The following is an 18,791-nucleotide window of genomic DNA, read 5'->3' as shown; positions in this document are numbered from 1 at the left end:
AATACAAAGGCATGGAGGCCAACACTGCTCTAAAAGAATATCGGGAACCTTCTTTAAACTGATTTAACATAGTGCTATGCGAAAAATATGCCTGCAGATTATCTTGTGTTGTTTCTTTTCTATAAAATTGCAGGCTACAGTTTTGCCTTACGAAAGCACCCCTTTTTTCGGGGATTATCAATGGATTCCGGCTATAAAGTTGGGTTATACGGGTGGTCTGGGACTAGACAATAAATTCAGAAATGGCCTGGAGGTTGGATTCCATTATTGTCGTGATGGCAATTTGTTTCTGCAGGGACCTTCGGCCACAGTCACTTTTGCCTATGAAAATCGGCAATTTAGGATTATACCCAAGGTTGGTTATGAGGTTTCTCTCGTTTTCCTTACAGGAAAAGCAGATTTCTGGCTCATGGGTGGAGAACTTTATTTTACACCTTCTGCCGGTATTACAGCAATTCGGAAAGATGTGCATCTGATGGTCGGCTATAATACCTGTCTTAAAGACGATGCGAAAAGTGGCATTCATTTTTCCGCATACATCAATTTACGCCTGAAAAAACTAGATATGCATAACCGTCGTGACTAATTTCACTTCTGTATCTATCAGCGTACAGATAAGACGGGCAGAAAGCCTTGTTTTTTATTATATATTTTTTCATACCTTTGCGCCTAATTTTTTTCAGTTTTAGGGTAATAATGGCATCGAAATATCAGGAATCTAAGCAGTTAAATATGCCTGCCATCGAGCAGGAATGGTTAAATAAGTGGAAAGAAGGGCGTTTTTTTGAGAAAAGTATTGAAATCAGAGAAGGAAAAACACCATTTGTATTTTACGAAGGACCACCAAGTGCTAATGGTATGCCCGGCATTCACCACGTTATTTCACGTACGCTGAAAGATTTGGTTTGCCGTTACAAAACCATGCAGGGATTTCAGGTAAAACGTAAAGCCGGTTGGGATACACATGGCTTACCTGTAGAGTTAGGTGTAGAGAAACTGTTGGGAATCACGAAAGAAGATATCGGTAAAAAAATATCTGTTGAAGAATACAATGCTGCTTGTCGCCGTGAGGTAATGAAATATACCGACAAGTGGGAAGATATTACTGAAAAAATGGGTTATTGGGTGGATTTGAAAAATCCATACATCACCTACGAAAATAATTACATCGAAAGTCTTTGGTGGGCTTTAAAAGAACTATATAATAAGAAAGATGAGAATGGCAACGCATTTTTATATAAAAGCGTAAGCATCCAGCCTTATTCTCCTGCTGCCGGTACCGGTTTAAGTTCACATGAACTAAATCAGCCCGGAACTTATAAAGATGTAAAAGATACGACTGCGGTCGTAATGTTTAAAGTAGTTCCTAATGAAATAGTTAGATTAGATGGATCGGATGAAGTCTTCTTCATGGCCTGGACAACTACGCCATGGACATTACCTTCGAATGCCGGCCTGACTGTCGGACCTAATATAGATTATGTTTTGGTTAAGACATTCAATCCATATACAGGCAAGCCTTGTACGGTGGTTTTGGCTAAAGCATTATTACATAAATATTTTCCTGAACATCTCGACGAATGGAAGGAAGGCGAAAACAATGATTTGTTTGATGCCATTACTAATTGGCTGGAAAGAGGGAATGACAGCAATTTAATTGACCAAAATGCAGAAATCAAAGCTGCATTCGACCAATTATTAAAGAAAAAGCAATTACCTTATAAAATCGTTGCCGAATACAAAGGCAAGGATCTGGAAGGCATCAGATACGAGCAAATATTGCCTTTTGAGAGCAATACGGCTGAAACCAGCGGCGGCGACCCATTCCGCGTTATAACTGGCGATTTCGTTACAACGGAAGACGGTACCGGTATCGTGCATACGGCGCCTGCTTTTGGTGCGGACGATTACAAGGTTGGCATGAAAAACAACATCGGTATTTTTACTTTGGTAGATAAACAAGGTAAATTTATTGAAGGAAGCGGAGAATTTGCAGGTCGCTATGTGAAAAATTACAAAGACGACCCGAATTATGTCGATGTGGATGTGGATATTGCCGTGAAATTGAAACTGGAGGGCCGCGCATTTAAAGTAGAAAAATATGAGCACAGTTACCCGCATTGCTGGAGAACGGACAAACCTATATTATATTATCCTTTAGATGCCTGGTTTATCCGTACTACTGCCCTGAAAGACAGAATGGTAGAATTGAACAAAACCATTAACTGGAAACCTAAAGCAACCGGAGAAGGTCGTTTTGGTAACTGGTTAGAGAATATGGTGGACTGGAACCTGAGCCGTAGCCGTTTTTGGGGCACTCCATTACCGGTTTGGGTGACAGAAGATGGTGAAGAAAAAAAATGCATTGGTTCGATTGCCGAATTGAGGGCAGAACTGGCAAAAGCTATCGAAGCCGGTGTTATGCCAAAAGACAGCGATATCGACCGTTTGACCTCGGATTTGCACAAACCATTTGTAGATGATATCAAATTAGTGTCTGATTCCGGTAAAACAATGCAACGCGAACCCGACTTAATAGACGTTTGGTTCGATTCCGGTGCTATGCCTTATGCACAATGGCATTTCCCGTTTGAAAATAAAGAAGTTTTTGCCCAGAATTATCCGGCTGATTTCATTGCCGAAGGTGTGGATCAGACAAGAGGTTGGTTCTATACCCTTCATGCTTTGGGTTCTCTACTAAAAGAATCGGTACATGAAGAGCTGAAAAAAGCAGGATTACCCGTTTCAGAAGAAAAATATCCGGGCGTAGCTTACAAAGCCGTTGTTTCCAATGGTTTGGTTTTGGATAAGAATGGTAACAAAATGAGTAAACGCGTTGGTAACGTAATCGACCCGTTTGAAACCATTGAAAAATACAGTGCTGATGCAACCCGTTGGTATTTAATCACCAATGCATCGCCCTGGGACAGCTTGAAGTTTGATATTGAAGGGATTAGAGAAGTGCAACGCAAATTCTTCGGAACGCTGTATAACACTTATAATTTCTTTGCATTATATGCCAATGTGGATGGATTTGCCTTCAAAGAGGCTTACATTCCGTTGGAACAAAGGCCGGAAATTGATCGCTGGATTTTGTCTTCCTTAAATACTTTGGTGGATACGGTTACAAAATCGCTGGATGATTTCGAGCCTACACAGGCAGGCCGTGCTATCGAATTGTTTTTAGATGAACATTTAAGCAACTGGTATGTTAGGCTTTGTCGCCGCCGTTTCTGGAAAGGAGAATATGAGCAGGATAAGATAAGCGCATATCAGACTTTATTTGAATGTCTGGAGAAATTAGCTTTGTTAATCGCTCCGGTTGCGCCATTTTTCGCCGATTGGTTATTCAATAACCTGAATTCGGTAACCCAAAATATCAATGCAGAATCAGTACATCATGCTGATTTCCCTGTTTGCGATAACAGTGCCATTGATAAAGATTTGGAAGAAAGGATGCAATTGGCGCAGGATATTTCCTCTCTGGTATTATCCATCAGAAAAAAAGTAAATATCAAAGTGCGTCAGCCGCTTGAAAAAATACTGGTGCCGGTGTTAAATGAACATATTCAGCATCAGATAGAAAAAGTGGAAGATATTATCCTTTCTGAAGTAAATGTAAAAGCTATTGAATATTTAGTTGATAATGATGGTTTTATAAAGAAGAAAATAAAGCCCGACTTTAAATCATTAGGAAAAAGGTTAGGCGGCAAAATGAAGGCTGCCGCGGCAGTAATTACAGCCCTGGACCAGCATCAGATTGCTCAGTTGGAAAAAGAGAAAAGTTTGCATATTTTGGTGGATGGCGAAGATGTTATGGTGAACATAAGTGACGTTGAAATTATAGCAGAAGACATTCCCGGATGGTCAGTGGCAAATAAAGACAACTTAACAATAGCGTTAGATATTACGATTAGTCCTATATTGCAAAATGAAGGTAATGCGAGGGAAATAATTAACAGAATACAGAAAATACGAAAAGATACAGGACTGGAACTTACTGACAGAATTGTAGTGGATATTGAAGAAAATGAGGCATTAAAACCTGCAATCATAAACTTTAATGATTATATTCGTGCGGAAATTCTTGCAGATACCGTTAATATGGTGCCTGTTATGGAAAGTGATGGCACGACGATAGAAGTTAATGATATAACATTAAAAGTATTAATTACTAAAAATTCATAATCATGGCCACAAAAAAATCAACAGCTTCGAAGACTGTAAAAAAAGCCGCACCCGCAAAAAAGGTAGCTGCTGTCAAGAAGTCTGTGGCTACGAAAAAAGCAGTGCCGGCAAAAAAGGTAGCCGCAGTAAAACCTGCAGCTAAGAAAACAGCTACTCCGGCTAAGAAAGCAGCTCCGGCGAAAAAAGCGGCTCCCGTAAAAGTAGCAGCAAAAAAGGCAGCGGCTAAAAAAGCAGCTCCTGCGTCTAAAAAAGCGACTACTCCTGCAAAACCGGCTGCAAAAGCTGCTCCTGCAAAGAAAACAGCCGTTGTAAAACCTGCTGCAAAGAAAACGGCAGTAGTTGCAAAGAAAGCAGCACCTGCTCCTAAGAAAGCAATTGCTGTAAAACCTGCAAAAAAAGCAGCTCCGGCGAAAGTTGTTGCGAAAAAAGCAGCTCCCGCGCCAGTAAAAAAGGTTGAGAAACAAGCAGCTCCGGCAACGCCTGCTAAAAAGATTGCAGCAAAACCGGTTGAAAAAAAGGCAGAACCCGTTACAAAAGTAACAGCTAAAGAAAAAGCAGCCGAAGCTCCGGTGAAAGAAACAAAAATGACAAAACAAGCACCGGCACCGGCTCCGAAGAGGAAATCACAACAGCAACATGTCGTAACATCTGTACCTTCAGCAAGGTCAGAAATTGTAGACGCAGTAAGACAATTGCCACGTAAAACCGCTCCAAAGCCGGGTGTCGTAATAGCGCATCGTATAATAGAAAAAAAAGCTCCTCAGGAAGAACCAGGACTAACTATGAAAGAATATAATCCATCTGTACGTTCATTATTGGACGAGCCGGAACAGACCTCCGGACCTGTTTATCGCTATAGTGATGAAGAGTTGAATGAATTTAAAGAGTTGATCAACAAAAGATTGGACAACGCAAGAAAAGAATTGGCCTATTTACAAGGTTTGATTACGCGTAAAGATGAAGCGGGTACCGATGATACCGACAACCGTTTCAACCACATGGAAGACGGAAGCGGCGCTATGGAGCGTGAGCAATTGTCTCAATTGGCCGGTCGTCAGATTCAGTTTATCAATCACCTTGAAAAAGCAATGATTCGTATCGAAAACAAAACTTACGGAATCTGCCGCGTTACAGGAAAATTGATCGATAAAGCGCGTTTACGTGCTGTGCCACATGCTACATTGAGCATTGAAGCTAAAAACGTGATGAACAAATAAGATTTTTACACAAATCATTTATAGTATGCGTCCTCCGAAAGAGGGCGCATTTTTTTGGATATTATTCTCTCGTAATGCCGTCGTCGCCTCGCAGCGAAAGAATTTGAACAGTTAATAGCTATTGTATTCAGAAGAAATGCAATACCCGTCCGGATAAGATACCCATCTGAAAACAAAATTCAATATTTTTGCAGCTCACGAATTCATTCATAAATAGAATGCCTCAGACAATTACACTTCGCCTCAGTCCTGCCGATGCTGCACAGGAACACATCATTCACCTGCATGCTGCGAATAAATTACAGGTTTCAATTAACAAAATCACCGCCACACAAGTCATTCGCCGTTCTATAGATGCGCGTGGCAGCCAGATTATGATGCAGATGCAAGTCAATGTTTTTGTTGAGGAGCCTTTTGCAGATGCTTTCGCCTTTGAGCCTAAGTTGCAAAATGTAACTAATAAAAAGCCTGTATTGATTGCCGGTGCCGGCCCTGCAGGGTTGTATGCTGCATTGACTTTGATTGAACAAGGCTTTTGTCCCATAATTATAGAAAGAGGGAAAGATGTAAGGAACCGTCGAAGGGATTTAGCAGCTATGAATAAGCAAGGCATCGTAAATCCCGAATCCAACTATTGTTTTGGAGAAGGCGGGGCTGGCACTTACAGTGATGGTAAATTATATACCAGAGCCACGAAACGCGGCAATGTTTTGCGCAGCCTGCAATGGTTTAAGCACTTTGGAGCAGATGAAAGGATTTTGTTTGAAGCGCATCCCCATATCGGTACCAATAAATTGCCCGGCATCATTGTGGCAATGCGTGAAGCTATTGTGGCATGTGGCGGTCAGGTTCTGTTTGATACCAAATTGACGGACTTGATTATAGAAGGCGATACACTGAAAGGTGCTATTGTTAATGGCAATGAAAAGATATATGCAGATGCGCTGATACTCGCTACCGGTCATTCGGCTCGTGATATTTTTCTTTTGCTGCATGAAAAAGGAATTGAAATCGAATCCAAACCATTTGCATTAGGTGTCCGCATCGAACATCCGCAAGCTTTAATCAACCAGGCGCAATACAAATGCGACCCTTCTGTTTTTGGTGATATGGTTGGTCCCGCTTCCTATTCTTTAGTAAGCCAGGAAATGGGGCGCGGCGTGTTTTCTTTTTGTATGTGTCCGGGAGGCATTATTGCACCGGCATCTACAACGGAAGGCGAACTTGTTGTCAATGGATGGTCACCTTCCAAACGCGATAACCCATATGCAAATTCAGGAATGGTAGTTGCTGTGGATGAAAAAGATTTTGCAAAATATGGTTTTACCGGACCACTTGCCGCCATGCATTTCCAACAAATGGTAGAGCAAAAAGCTTGGCAGGCAGGCGGCGGAAAATTAAAAGCCCCTGCTCAGCGAATGACTGATTTTGTAAACAGGAAACGCTCAGCATCTTTACCGGAATGTTCTTATCTGCCGGGCGTAACAAGCACACTATTGCAGGAAGTTTTGCCGGTAGAAGTTTATCAGTCATTAAGCAAAGGCTTTATAACTTTTGGTAAAAAGATGAAAGGGTATTTCACAGACGAAGCCATTGTAACCGCAACAGAATCACGGACGTCCTCACCTGTGCGGATTCCGAGAGATAATGAAACCTTGCAACATACACAAATTAAAGGCCTGTATCCATGTGCCGAAGGGGCAGGTTATGCAGGGGGTATCATTTCTGCCGCTATGGACGGGGAGAGAGTAGCCTTGCAAATTGCCACTTTGTGATAATAACAGAACATCATTTAATTCAGGCCTTTGAATAAACCTATGAGATTTTTAAAACCTCATAGGTTTCTTTGAATGAAGCAAAAGTGTATTTGATGTTATACTTTATTTAAACGCCCATTGTACTTACTTGATCACAACCTGAACCGTATTCCTTGTCTTTTGTTCCAATAAAATCACGCGGCCTTTAGTCATCTCCTCCATAATAGAAGGCGTATAATGCCTGATGGTCAACAATTGTACATCCTCGTTGCGAAGGACTTTGTAACCCTTTTCAAGCTCATCTGCTAATGATTGAATTTTCTCCGGACGGTTATCCACACAAACAACCAGACTGATAGCCGCATTTTGAATCAGATTGATTTTTACATGCTGGCCATTGAATATATCATACAGGTTCCGCAAATTTTCTTCCGTAATAAAAGAGAAATCGCGGCTTGTAACCTGTAGCAACACCTGTTCTTTTTTCAATACTATCAATGGCGGATAAACAAAAGTATCTGTCTTCGATTGAATAACAGTCCCTTTCAGTTTAGTATCCAGAAAGCATTTTACGTGTAACGGAATATTGGCATTTTGTAATGGCTTAATGGTTTTAGGGTGAATGACCTGAGCGCCGTAATAAGCCATTTCAATTACCTCATCATAAGTAATTTCCTCGATCTTAACTGTATTCGGAAAAAGCTTGGGATCTGCATTCAGCAAGCCTTCCACATCTTTCCAGATGCTTACGTTGGAAGCGCCCGTCATTGCTGCCAGCAAGGCCGCAGAATAATCGGAACCCTCACGCCCTAAAGTAACGGAATTATTATCCGCAGTACTTCCGATGAAACCTTGTGTAACAACAATGCCATTCTTTTCCAAAACGGGTACAAGTTTTTCCTGCACCTGCTTCTTTGAAAATTCAAAATCAACTTCCGGGTCACGATAATTATCATCCGTACGAATCAGATCACGCGCATCCATCCATTGATTTTTAAAACCCTGTTCATTTAAGAATGCACTGAAAATAGAAGTAGAAAGAATTTCTCCGATGCAAACTATCTGGTCATACACATAATCCTTCGATTGCCTGCCTGCATCATCAATAGCCCAATGCATTTCGGTATAGTATTCATTCAATTTGATTTGAATGTCCTGAAAACCTTGTTCTGTAAGTATTTCAGACGCGTACTCGTTATGTGCCTGTTCTAAAAGCTCAATCTTTTTTAAAGCTTCCTCACGGTTGCCTTCATTGGCAGCATTTACAATTGCCTCCAATGCATTCGTAGTCTTGCCATAAGCAGAAACCACAATGATTAAAGGTGTTTTACCATAATCAATAATAGGAAGCAGCGCACGCATTCTCTCAGGTGTAGCAATAGAAGCGCCTCCGAATTTATAAACTTGCATTTAGATTAATTGGAAATTTGGAATTTGTGTTTTGAAATTTGTGTTTTGGAATTTGGAATTTTATTTTAATCTGCTCAATGCATTTTCAAGGTTCTTGAATACAATATCCAAATCCTCTAAAGTACAAGTACCAACACTTATACGGTACCATGGTGATTCTTTATCAGCGCCGAAACAATTAAACGGTACCAATGCCACACATGCTTCCGACAATAAAAATTGAGTAACATCAGCTTGTGCTTCCAGTACTTTATCACCCAGTTTCTTACCCTTTAAATCAATCTTTGCAGTAAGATAAATAGCTGCTTGCGGAACAATAGCATCTACATTATAACCTTTTGCCTTCAGGTCTTCAAAAGAATTATAAATCTTCCATAACCTTGTTTCCAGCTTTCCTTTGATATCAGCAAGATAAGCATCAACCGCTTCCGTATTCACTAAGAAATCTGCCGTTGCTTTTTGCTCCGCCATCGGTGCCCAGGCCCCGATATGACTCAGCAACGCCTTCATTTTTGCCATTACAGGCGCAGGTCCTAATGACCAACCCACACGCACACCCGTTGCAGCAAACGATTTGGATATACCATCAACTGTAATGGTATAAGCCTTCATTTCAGGACGCAATGCCACCGGATGATAATGCTTAGTATCGCCATAACAAAGGGTGAAATACATTTGGTCGAACAGCACATACAATTTCTTTTCATCCGCGCCACGTTTTTCATTTTCTGCAAGAACCATATCACAAATTTTCTCCAGCTCTTTCTTGCCTAAAGTTGTCCCCGTAGGATTTTGGGGCGTGCACAAACAAAGCAATGCCGCACCTTCAATATGCGGCGCAATGTCAGCCGCCGTTGGCATGAAGTTGTTTTCAGGTGTAACCACAATCTCACAAGCCTTTCCATGATTCAGATTCGTATAATGATTGTTATTCCAGGATGGTACCGCATAAATCACTTTATCGCCGGGATTGACAACCGTAGCAAACAAAGAGTAAATTAACGGACGGCCGCCACTCGCAATCTGAATTTCGGAAACATCATATTTGATATGTTCCTTTGTCTCAATAAAAGCGCTCACCGCTTCTCTTAAAGGTAAAATGCCATCGGCAGCGGGATAATTAGTAAATCCATCATTGTAAGCTTTTATGATAGCATCTTTCAGCTGTACGGGAATCGGGAAAATTGCAGGAGCAAAATCACCGATAGTGTAATTGTAAATCTTTTCACCGTTGCGGATACGGTTGTTGATTTCATTACCGAGTTTTACGATTTCAGAACCCACTAAAGATTCTGCAAGATTGCTGAGTTTGCTCATCGACGCGCAATTTTTAAAGTTAAAAAAGAGGCTCACCGTATCAGGTAAGCCTCTCTGTATTTAGTTGATAACACATAATACAATGCAAGGATTACCTGTTTTGGGTAATGCGTTTCACATTCTTATATGTCATGTTCATATTCATAATCGGACGACGAAGATAAATCGTGTTTTTTGTATTTCAAAATTTGGGCTATAGGGATGAAGCAAAAGCTTTCATAAAAAACATTTTAGCACTGTCAGGTTGAATTATTTTCTTTTGTTTTCTTCATTCACCGAAAAAATACCTGCATTCGTCGAAGGCAATAGTTGTTTGACATAATATAAATTCATTGCCATCTGTTTCGATTCTACATTTGCAACGTAAAAAAAGATAAAAATTAAATTTGGTTGATAGGTCAACTTAATAATATCTTTGCGGCGATTTAGTGAAAACGCGGTTTTAGCTTTTCTTTAAGGAAGATTTTTATTTCTTAGTTGAATTATCCACGTTTTACTATGACTTTAATATGATACAGTCATTTTGATGTATTTAGTAAAATTTATTAAGTGAAAAATAATTGTGAAGTAGACTCGAAGCATTGGGAAGGTTTTTTTTCAGAAATGAAAGACACCCTTATTTTTCAGATGCACCGCATTCATTGCGTTATGTTCAGAGTAGCCAACCGGCTTATTGAAGAGGCCTCCGTTCCGGTTAAAATGGAACAACTTCCTATACTGATGTGTATTCACAGTTGTGGTTGTATCAGCCAGCAGGAAATAGCCGATATGGTACACAGGGACAAATCATCGGTGCAGCGGACAGTGGTTGTGTTAGAAAAGAAAGGGTTGATAAGCATAGCCCCGGATAAGAACGACAAACGTAAGAATAATCTGAGAACGACAAAGACCGGCACATTCGTGGCATTGCAGATCAAAGACATTATGCAGAAGGTGGAAACGGAAATTTTCTCGGCATTCAACTCCGAAGACAGATTGAATACCATTAATACCATAAAAGAAACTGCTGATAAGCTGGAGCAGTTGAAACATTAGTTGAAGTATCAACAGGTATATTATACTTTATTTTTGAAACATACGTTGCAATGAAGTTACTCTTAAAGACATCGATGATTATTTGTAGCCTATCTTTTTTGGGCTTGCATGCTAATGCCCAGGCAGATACTACTGCTGTAATTCACAGGCTTTCCGTAAAAGAAGCCGTGGAATATGCAGAGCAGAATAATGTGCAGGTAAAGAATGCGCTGGTAGATATTTTACTCCAAAAGCAAAGTAATAATGAAATTACCGCTACCGCTTATCCTTCCCTGGCAGCAAATGGTTCATTTACAGATAACCTTAAATTACCCGTGCAATTAATTCCCGGCGAATTTCTGGGCCAGCCTGCAGGTACTTTTATTCCGCTTAAATTCGGAACACAATATGCTACCTCGGGAAGCCTGGATTTAAGTCAGGTTGTGTTTGACGGACAGGTGTTTGTAGGCTTACAGGCTCGCAGCACATCCATGAAATGGCAAACCTTAAACGCCGAAATCACAAAGCAAAACATCAAAGCCAATGTCATAAAAGTTTATTACCAATTGGTACTGAGCAAAACGCAGATAGCACTTCTGGATGTGAACATCGGTTTGGTAGAAAAGCAAAGGCACGATACAAAAGCCATGTATGAAAACGGTTTTGCAGAGCAACTCGATGTTGATAAGAATGATGTGCAGCTTGCTAACCTGAAAACAGAAAAGGAAAAAGTATTGCTTTCCGTTGCAAACGGATACAACGGCCTGAAAATATTGTTGGGCATGTCGCCTAAAGACATGCTGGTATTGACAGACAGCCTTAGTGATGACCAGATTAAAGACCAGGTGCTTATCAATCAGGCATACAACTATGAAGACAGAAAGGAATACCAATACCTGCAACTTACCCGGCAGCTTAATGAATACGATATTAAACGTTACCAATACAGCAGACTACCGGCACTGACCTTGAATGCTTCCTACGCTACGCAGAACTATGGCGATAAAATAGATTACAGCAAAGACTGGTACAGCTCTTCTTATGTTGGCCTGCGTATTTCTGTACCATTGTTCAAAGGTTTTGCCATTCATTCAAGAGTAGCACAGGCTAAATTAAAATTGCAGAAAACAGAAAATCAATTGGAAGACATGAAGCACACAATTGATAATGATGTTATAACTGCAACCAACAATTTCAAAACCGCTATTGCAGTGATGGACTATCAAAAGAAAAACATGGAACTGGCTGATAGGGTTTATCAGCAAACCAAAAAGAAATACGAAGTCGGTACCGGTTCCCAGACAGAAGTTGTGACCGCCCAGGCAGGACTTGAAACCGCTCAGAGCAATTATGTCAACTCATTGTACGATGCTGTAATTGCCAGAGTTGATTTCTTAAAAGCTACAGGCAACCTATAAATCAAAACATAAATGCTGTGCTTCTTTTAAGGTGCGGCTTTCAATCAAACATTAATTTATTCAATTCAATACATTCAAATGAAAAAAGCATTGATTATTTTACCGACTGTTGCCTTAGCCTTGGGACTCTTGTCCTCTTGCGGCGGCAATGACCTGAAAAAGAAGAAAGCCGATCTGGAAAAATTACAGGAAGAACAATCATCACTTTCCGATAAAATAACAAAGCTTCAGGATGAGATTGCAAAACTTGATCCCTCAACAGTTGTAAGTGCAAAAACCAAACTCGTTTCCGTTGAAACCATCGGTACCGAAACATTCAACCACTATATTGACCTTCAGGGAAAAATTGATGCCTTGAACACAGCCAATGTTGCACCGCGCGGACAGGGTGGAGTAGTAACGGCCGTTATGGTAAAGCAAGGCGATCCTGTAAAACAAGGCCAGTTATTATTGAAGCTGGAATCAAGCACACAAAACCAGAATGTAATTGCCATGCAGCAACAGGTTAATGGCGCGAAAGCACAATTAGACCAGGCGCAAAGTGTATATAAACGTCAGCAAAACCTGTGGTCGCAAAACATAGGTACCGAATTACAGGTATTAAATGCCAAAACAAGTGTTGAAGCCATGCAAAGCCAATATAATGCAGCGCTTGCCAACCTTAAGATAGCACAGGAGCAATTAGGCTTTGCAAACATACACGCACCTATCAGCGGCGTTGCCAATATTGTAAACGTAAAAATAGGCGAAGTTTTCACAGGCGGGAATCAGGTACAGATCGTAAGCAACAGCGACCTTAAAGTTACCGTTAACGTTCCTGAAAATTATCTGGAACAAATAAAAGTGGGTTCAGACCTGAAAGTAACATTGCCTGAAGCAGGTAATAAAGTTATCAATACCAAGGTAAACGTTACAGGTAAACTGATCGACCCTGTTAACCGTTCCTTTTATGTAGAAGGAAAAATACCGGTTGACCAAAGCGTACGCCCTAACCAGATTGCAAAAGTCAGCATCAGAGATTATACCGCACCTGACGCTATAACCATTCCTGTAAATACAATTCAGAACGATGAAAAAGGTAAATACATTATGGTTGCTTCAAACGAAAAAGGAAAATGGTTTGCGCGTAAAAGACAAATCACTATCGGAGAATTATACAGCGACAGACTGGAAGTGAAAAGCGGATTGAAAATCGGCGATATTGTTATCGTTAACGGATTCCAGAATCTATATGAAGGCCAACCCATTATTATTGATTCAGGTAAATAGCCAAACATAGATTTTCATGATGCTGTTTTTATAATAGCGATCACCGGAAACATTCCGGGTACTTTTTCGAATTAATTATCAACAACCTCTTAGCATTATAACTCATGAGCGTTTTAGAAAATATCGGCGACAAATTCAAGCAATTTGGGCCAACCAGTTGGAGTGTGCGTAACAAGACTTCTATTTACCTGTTGATGGTAATATTGAGTCTTTGGGGAATCATTCAATTTATAACCTTACCAAAAGAACAATTCCCCGATATCGTAATTCCTACCATTTATGTACAAACCATTTATGTAGGTAACTCTCCGAAAGACATGGAGAACCTTGTAACGCAGCCTATTGAGAAACAAATCAAAGGCATTACAGGAGCCAAGATCAATAAAGTAACAAGTACCTCCGTGCAGGATTATTCAGCAATCATGGTGGAATTTGGTACCGACGTAAAGGTAGACGTGGCAGTGCAAAAAGTGAAAGATGCGATTGATAAAGCCAAGCAGGATTTGCCTACAGACCTTACACAGGAACCGACAGCCATTGAAGTCAGCTTTTCCGATCAGCCCATCATGTACGTAAACGTTAGTGGCGACTACGACATGATGCGCCTTAAAAAATATGCCGATCAGTTAAAAGATAAGCTCGAAGAACTGCCTGCTATCAACCGTGTGGATCTTGTCGGTGCCCCTGAAAGAGAATTTCAAATCAATGTCGACAACCTGCGTATGCAGGCCGCCGGCATTACCTTCGACAATATTGCCACTGCTGTAGCTAACGAGAATATGGACGTTTCGGGAGGCTTGCTGCAGGTAGGCAACATGAAACGTACACTGCAACTGAAAGGGCAAATAAAAACAGCTGCAGATATTTCTCAAATCGTAGTCCGCAACACCAAAGGCTCTCCTATTTACCTGAAAGATATTGCTGACATTAAAGATACCGTCAAAGAGCATGAAAGCTTTGCACGTCTGGATGGTAAAAATGTAATTACTCTCAATATCATTAAACGTTCCGGAGAAAACCTGATTGAAACGTCTGACAATGTAAAAAGAGTTACAGAAGAAGTGAAGCAGGCTCAGTTTCCGAGAGACCTTGAAGTGAGAATTACAGGCGACCAGAGTAATACCACAAGGACTTCCTTTAAAGACCTGGTGAACTCTATCGTTATCGGTTTCGTATTGGTACTGATCATCTTAATGTTCTTTATGGGTGTAACCAATGCCTTCTTCGTGGCATTGTCCGTACCCTTAAGTATGTTCGTAGCGTTCTTCTTCCTGCCTGCTGCCGACCTCATAGTCGGTTCGCATGTTACCCTCAACTTTATCGTACTCTTTGCCCTGCTCTTCGGCCTCGGTATTATTGTGGATGATGCCATTGTGGTTATTGAAAACACACACCGCATTTTTGTTGAACACAAAGGAAAGATAACCTCTGTAAAATCAGCAATGATGGCCGCCGGTGAAGTATTTGTACCCGTATTGTCCGGTACCCTTACCACATTGGCTCCCTTTATACCATTGCTTTTCTGGCCGGGAATCATCGGGCGGTTTATGGTGTACCTGCCTACCATGCTTATCTTTACCCTTGCAGCTTCATTGATTGTAGCCTTTATCATGAACCCGGTATTTGCCGTTGACTTCATGAACCATCCTGAAGAACATGCAAAACCTGAACCTAAGAAAGCCATTTTCAGAAAACGTGCATTCCTTATTCCTTTCATCGGTGGTTTGCTTTTTGTACTATTCGGGTTCATTGCTAAAATGTCCGGTGGTCCTGCTGTAGCTGAAACGCCCGGTGCAGAAGTCGTTTCCAAAGGCGCTAACTTCTTCCTGTTCGGTAACATGATGATATTCTTTTCGCTCCTCGTGGTATTGAATAAATATGTGCTTGACGGATGGATACATGCTTTCCAGAACAGAGTGCTACCCTGGATTATGAGCCATTACGAGAACCTCTTGCGTTGGGCATTGAATGGTTGGAGACCTGTTCATTTATTATTGGGAACAGTAGGCTTGCTTATATTTTCATTCATATTCTTTGGTGCACGTAAAGTACCCGTTGTGTTCTTCCCCGACGGCGCGCCCAATCAGATTTATGTTTATCTCAAACTGCCTGTAGGAACAACAGTTGAATATACGGATTCCATAACACGCACGCTGGAAAACAAAGTTTACAACGTGCTGGGCATGACTATGCAGCCCGATGGTAAAAGGAAAAAGAACCCGGTTGTAGAAAGTGTTATCACGAACGTTGCGATTGGTGCTTCCGACCCTCAAAGCGGCGACAGAAGTACCCGTCCGGAATTAGGCCGTATTCAGGTTTCTTTTGTGGAATTTGAAAAACGTCATGGCACATTAACGGCGCCATATCTGGATTCTATCCGTCATGCAATGAGCGGTATTCCCGGTGCGCAGATATCTGTAAGTAAAGAACAAAACGGTCCGCCTACAGACCCGCCGGTTAATATTGAAATAGCAAGTGAGGATTTTGACGATTTGATTAAGACCGCCGTTTCACTGAAAAACTATCTTGATTCTATCCAGACTCCGGGTGTGGAAGAATTAAAGATGGACGTGGATTTAAGTAATCCGGAAATCAGCCTTACCATTAACAGGGAACGCGCTATGACAGAAGGCGTTTCAACTGCACAAGTAGGTATGGCCATCCGTACCGCCCTTTTCGGAAGAGAAGTTTCCAAAGTAAAAGAAGGCGAAGATGAATACAAGATCCAGTTACGTAATGAGTCTGACCAACGAAATAACCTTGTTGACCTATTGAACCTTAAAGTGAGCTTTCTGGATATGGCTTCAGGTCAATTTAAAAGCATACCTATCAGTTCATTGGTAAACGTGGATTATACAAGTACTTTAGGTAGCGTAAAACGTAAAAACCAGAAAAGGGTTATTACACTTGCCTCCAATGTATTATTGACACAAGGATATACGCCGACTGCCGTTAATGCACAACTGGCAAAAGAAATAGCCGCCTTTAAAGAAAAACCTGATAACGTAACCATCAAGCAAACAGGTGAAGGTGAGCAACAGGCGGAAACAGGAGCATTCCTTGGTAAAGCTTTAGCAATTGCATTATTATTGATCGTTCTTATTCTGGCTATCCAATTTAATTCAATGAGCAAACCGGTAATCATCCTTATGGAAATTGTCTTCAGTGTAATCGGTGTGTTATTAGGATTTGCATTGACAGGCATGACCGTTTCCGTAGTAATGACAGGTATCGGTATTGTAGGTCTGGCAGGTATCGTTGTGAAGAACGGTATTCTTGTAATTGAATTTGCAGACGAATTGAGAGGCCGAGGCATGAAGACTCGTGAAGCCTTGATACAAGCCGGTAAGACACGTATCATTCCGGTATTGCTTACAGCATTGGCAGCTATCCTTGCATTGATACCGCTTGCAGTTGGTTTCAACATCAACTTCGTTACACTCTTCTCCGAATTGAATCCGCATATATTCTTTGGCGGAGACAACGTAACGTTCTGGAAACCGCTTTCATGGACCATCATCTTTGGTCTTGCATTCGCGTTCTTTATGACATTGATTATGGTGCCCGGAATGTATCTGATTGCAGAAAGATTGAGAAGGCCGATGCGCAGGCATTTTGGAGGCAAATGGGTAAGTTTTGGTGCTATCTTTTTCCCGGTAATGGCAATTGGTATCGCAATTATGGGCGGAAATATAATGATTTCTCTACTTGTATTTTTGGCCTTCCCAATACTTATGATTATAACAATGATACGTCATAGAAGAGACGTTAAACGTAGAAAGAACAGAACGGAGAATGCTGAAAAAGTAAATGATGCATTTAACGGAAGCTGGTTTTAAGAACCCTGAAAGGGTGGAAGACAAAAAAAGCGATAGGTAGAACCCATCGACAATAGGTAAAACCCATTGACAATAACGAGCGGTAAAATCCATCTTTATTAAATAAGAGTTGAAAGACGTGGTGAGAACCACGTCTTTTTTGATTAATTTTGACTCAAACAGAATAAATTTATGAGTGTTGAAGAAATGAAAGCTTTAGCTATCAAACAGATTGAAGCTATAGAACGGGAAGATGAACTCAAAGAAGTATTGGATTATCTTTCTCATCTGAATGAAAACGATAAACAAAAAGCAAATTTGGCCTCTCATTATGCTGCTATTAAGCAGGAATATGGCGACGTACTTAAACGCCTGGCAGAATGATTGATATTAAGGATATCCTGCTACTGCATGAATTGAGTATTACTGATTATGGCGGTGCATCGGGTATCAGAGACATCGAAGGCGTAAAATCCAGTATTGAAAGACCTTGGCGATGATTTATATAATTTAATTATAGAAATTGCTTCAGGTAGAATCTCTTTTGATGATATTCTATCATGGATAAAAAGGAATACAGTTAAATTGTAAAATTCTCAGAAAAGAATGTCAACTGAAACCTGCCATTTATTATTTAGAAACACAATCCGAAAAACACAGAATGATATATAAAAGCGCCATTACAATTTCCTACAAGAAGCCATTCATTGACTGGAACAATAAAATTTTCCCCGAGCTACCAATGGAAGAAAATATGCTGGGAGAATCAAGTACCTATCTTGTTAAAGTTGAATTTGATGATCCTGACCTGCTGTTAGAAAAGTATTTTAAGCAAATATTTAAAGCCGAGTTGGAAAATATCACAGACAATGAGGCAAAATGGCCGAAACCTCTTAATATTGATTTGTTTGAAGATTGGTTTTATTACGAAATCAGTGATTCAGTGACAGAGTTGGAATAATCGCTACAAAACCTGTGCGGAAAGTTCTAACGTGCATGCGTAAAGATGCAAGACCTGTGCGGAAGTTTTAAGGTGCATACCGAAAAATTCAACGCCCAGGCAGAATGATGAGGCACGAAGCATTTCAATAACCTCTGTCTGCTATTGATTGAATTGTTTAATTTATAATTGATATAACTGCTTTATTTAACCCATGAATTCCGAAATCCTGCTCGAACTCGTTCATTTCAAAATGCCTTTCGGTAAATATAAAGACAGAGTCATTGCCGATTTACCTGAACCTTACCTTGTATGGTACAGGCAAAAAGGATTTCCCAAAGGTAAACTCGGTATGCTTTTGGAAACCATGTACGAAATAAAGCTCAATGGCCTTGAATATCTGCTAAAACCTTTAAGAACCCAATAGCCTGAATACAGTCATC

The 18,791-nt window shown here is 40.6% G+C and carries 13 protein-coding genes; 11 read left to right on the top strand and 2 right to left on the bottom strand.

Features of this window, described 5'->3' with window-relative positions; genetic code table 11:
* Window positions 1-76 precede the first annotated feature (76 nt).
* From F0919_RS05895 to F0919_RS18815, 4 genes are all read left to right on the top strand, one after another.
* A complete protein-coding gene (locus tag F0919_RS05895; RefSeq protein WP_150031779.1) occupies window positions 77-586 on the top strand; it encodes a hypothetical protein in 510 nt (169 codons plus the stop codon).
* 110 nt (window positions 587-696) lie between these two features.
* Window positions 697-4,188 carry an isoleucine--tRNA ligase gene (ileS, locus tag F0919_RS05890; protein ID WP_150031778.1) on the top strand — a complete coding sequence of 1,164 codons (3,492 nt, stop codon included), beginning with the start codon at window positions 697-699 and terminating at the stop codon, window positions 4,186-4,188.
* Window positions 4,189-4,190: 2 nt separating this feature from the next.
* Window positions 4,191-5,405, top strand: coding sequence for a TraR/DksA family transcriptional regulator (locus F0919_RS18590; RefSeq protein ID WP_235903462.1), 1,215 nt, complete (start codon window positions 4,191-4,193; stop codon window positions 5,403-5,405).
* Between the two features lie 1,043 nt (window positions 5,406-6,448).
* On the top strand, window positions 6,449-7,180 hold the full coding sequence (locus F0919_RS18815; RefSeq protein WP_394349705.1) for an NAD(P)/FAD-dependent oxidoreductase: 732 nt from the start codon (window positions 6,449-6,451) through the stop codon (window positions 7,178-7,180).
* 126 nt (window positions 7,181-7,306) lie between these two features.
* On the opposite strand, the gene F0919_RS05870 is transcribed toward F0919_RS18815, so the two are convergent.
* Both F0919_RS05870 and F0919_RS05865 read right to left on the bottom strand, forming a co-directional pair.
* Window positions 7,307-8,572: an aspartate kinase gene (locus tag F0919_RS05870; protein WP_150031776.1), complete on the bottom strand. Its 1,266-nt coding sequence runs from the start codon at window positions 8,570-8,572 to the stop codon at window positions 7,307-7,309.
* Window positions 8,573-8,632: 60 nt separating this feature from the next.
* On the bottom strand, window positions 8,633-9,889 hold the full coding sequence (locus tag F0919_RS05865; RefSeq protein ID WP_150031775.1) for a pyridoxal phosphate-dependent aminotransferase: 1,257 nt from the start codon (window positions 9,887-9,889) through the stop codon (window positions 8,633-8,635).
* A gap of 549 nt (window positions 9,890-10,438) precedes the next feature.
* Here F0919_RS05865 and F0919_RS05860 point away from each other — a divergent pair.
* The 7 genes from F0919_RS05860 to F0919_RS05830 all read left to right on the top strand — a co-directional run bounded on the left by F0919_RS05860 (window position 10,439) and on the right by F0919_RS05830 (window position 18,775).
* On the top strand, window positions 10,439-10,924 hold the full coding sequence (locus tag F0919_RS05860) for a MarR family winged helix-turn-helix transcriptional regulator (RefSeq protein WP_150031774.1): 486 nt from the start codon (window positions 10,439-10,441) through the stop codon (window positions 10,922-10,924).
* A gap of 50 nt (window positions 10,925-10,974) precedes the next feature.
* Window positions 10,975-12,321: a TolC family protein gene (locus F0919_RS05855; RefSeq protein WP_150031773.1), complete on the top strand. Its 1,347-nt coding sequence runs from the start codon at window positions 10,975-10,977 to the stop codon at window positions 12,319-12,321.
* 78 nt (window positions 12,322-12,399) lie between these two features.
* Entirely contained in the window at window positions 12,400-13,590 is a 1,191-nt protein-coding gene (locus F0919_RS05850; RefSeq protein ID WP_150031772.1) for an efflux RND transporter periplasmic adaptor subunit, read from the top strand.
* A 104-nt stretch (window positions 13,591-13,694) separates the two neighbouring features.
* The gene (locus tag F0919_RS05845; protein ID WP_150031771.1) at window positions 13,695-17,429 is read left to right on the top strand and encodes an efflux RND transporter permease subunit; all 3,735 of its coding nucleotides are present in this window, start codon (window positions 13,695-13,697) and stop codon (window positions 17,427-17,429) included.
* 171 nt (window positions 17,430-17,600) lie between these two features.
* Window positions 17,601-17,792, top strand: a complete 192-nt coding sequence (locus tag F0919_RS05840) for a hypothetical protein (RefSeq protein ID WP_150031770.1) — start codon at window positions 17,601-17,603, stop codon at window positions 17,790-17,792.
* A gap of 277 nt (window positions 17,793-18,069) precedes the next feature.
* Window positions 18,070-18,369, top strand: coding sequence for a hypothetical protein (locus F0919_RS05835; RefSeq protein WP_150031769.1), 300 nt, complete (start codon window positions 18,070-18,072; stop codon window positions 18,367-18,369).
* Window positions 18,370-18,562: 193 nt separating this feature from the next.
* Window positions 18,563-18,775, top strand: a complete 213-nt coding sequence (locus F0919_RS05830; RefSeq protein ID WP_150031768.1) for a DUF3820 family protein — start codon at window positions 18,563-18,565, stop codon at window positions 18,773-18,775.
* Window positions 18,776-18,791 lie beyond the last annotated feature (16 nt).

The organism is Taibaiella lutea, from assembly GCF_008629695.1.
Taxonomy (GTDB): domain Bacteria; phylum Bacteroidota; class Bacteroidia; order Chitinophagales; family Chitinophagaceae; genus Taibaiella; species Taibaiella lutea.
Note: the sequence above shows the minus strand (reverse complement) of the source record. Positions and strands in the feature narration are given on the sequence as shown.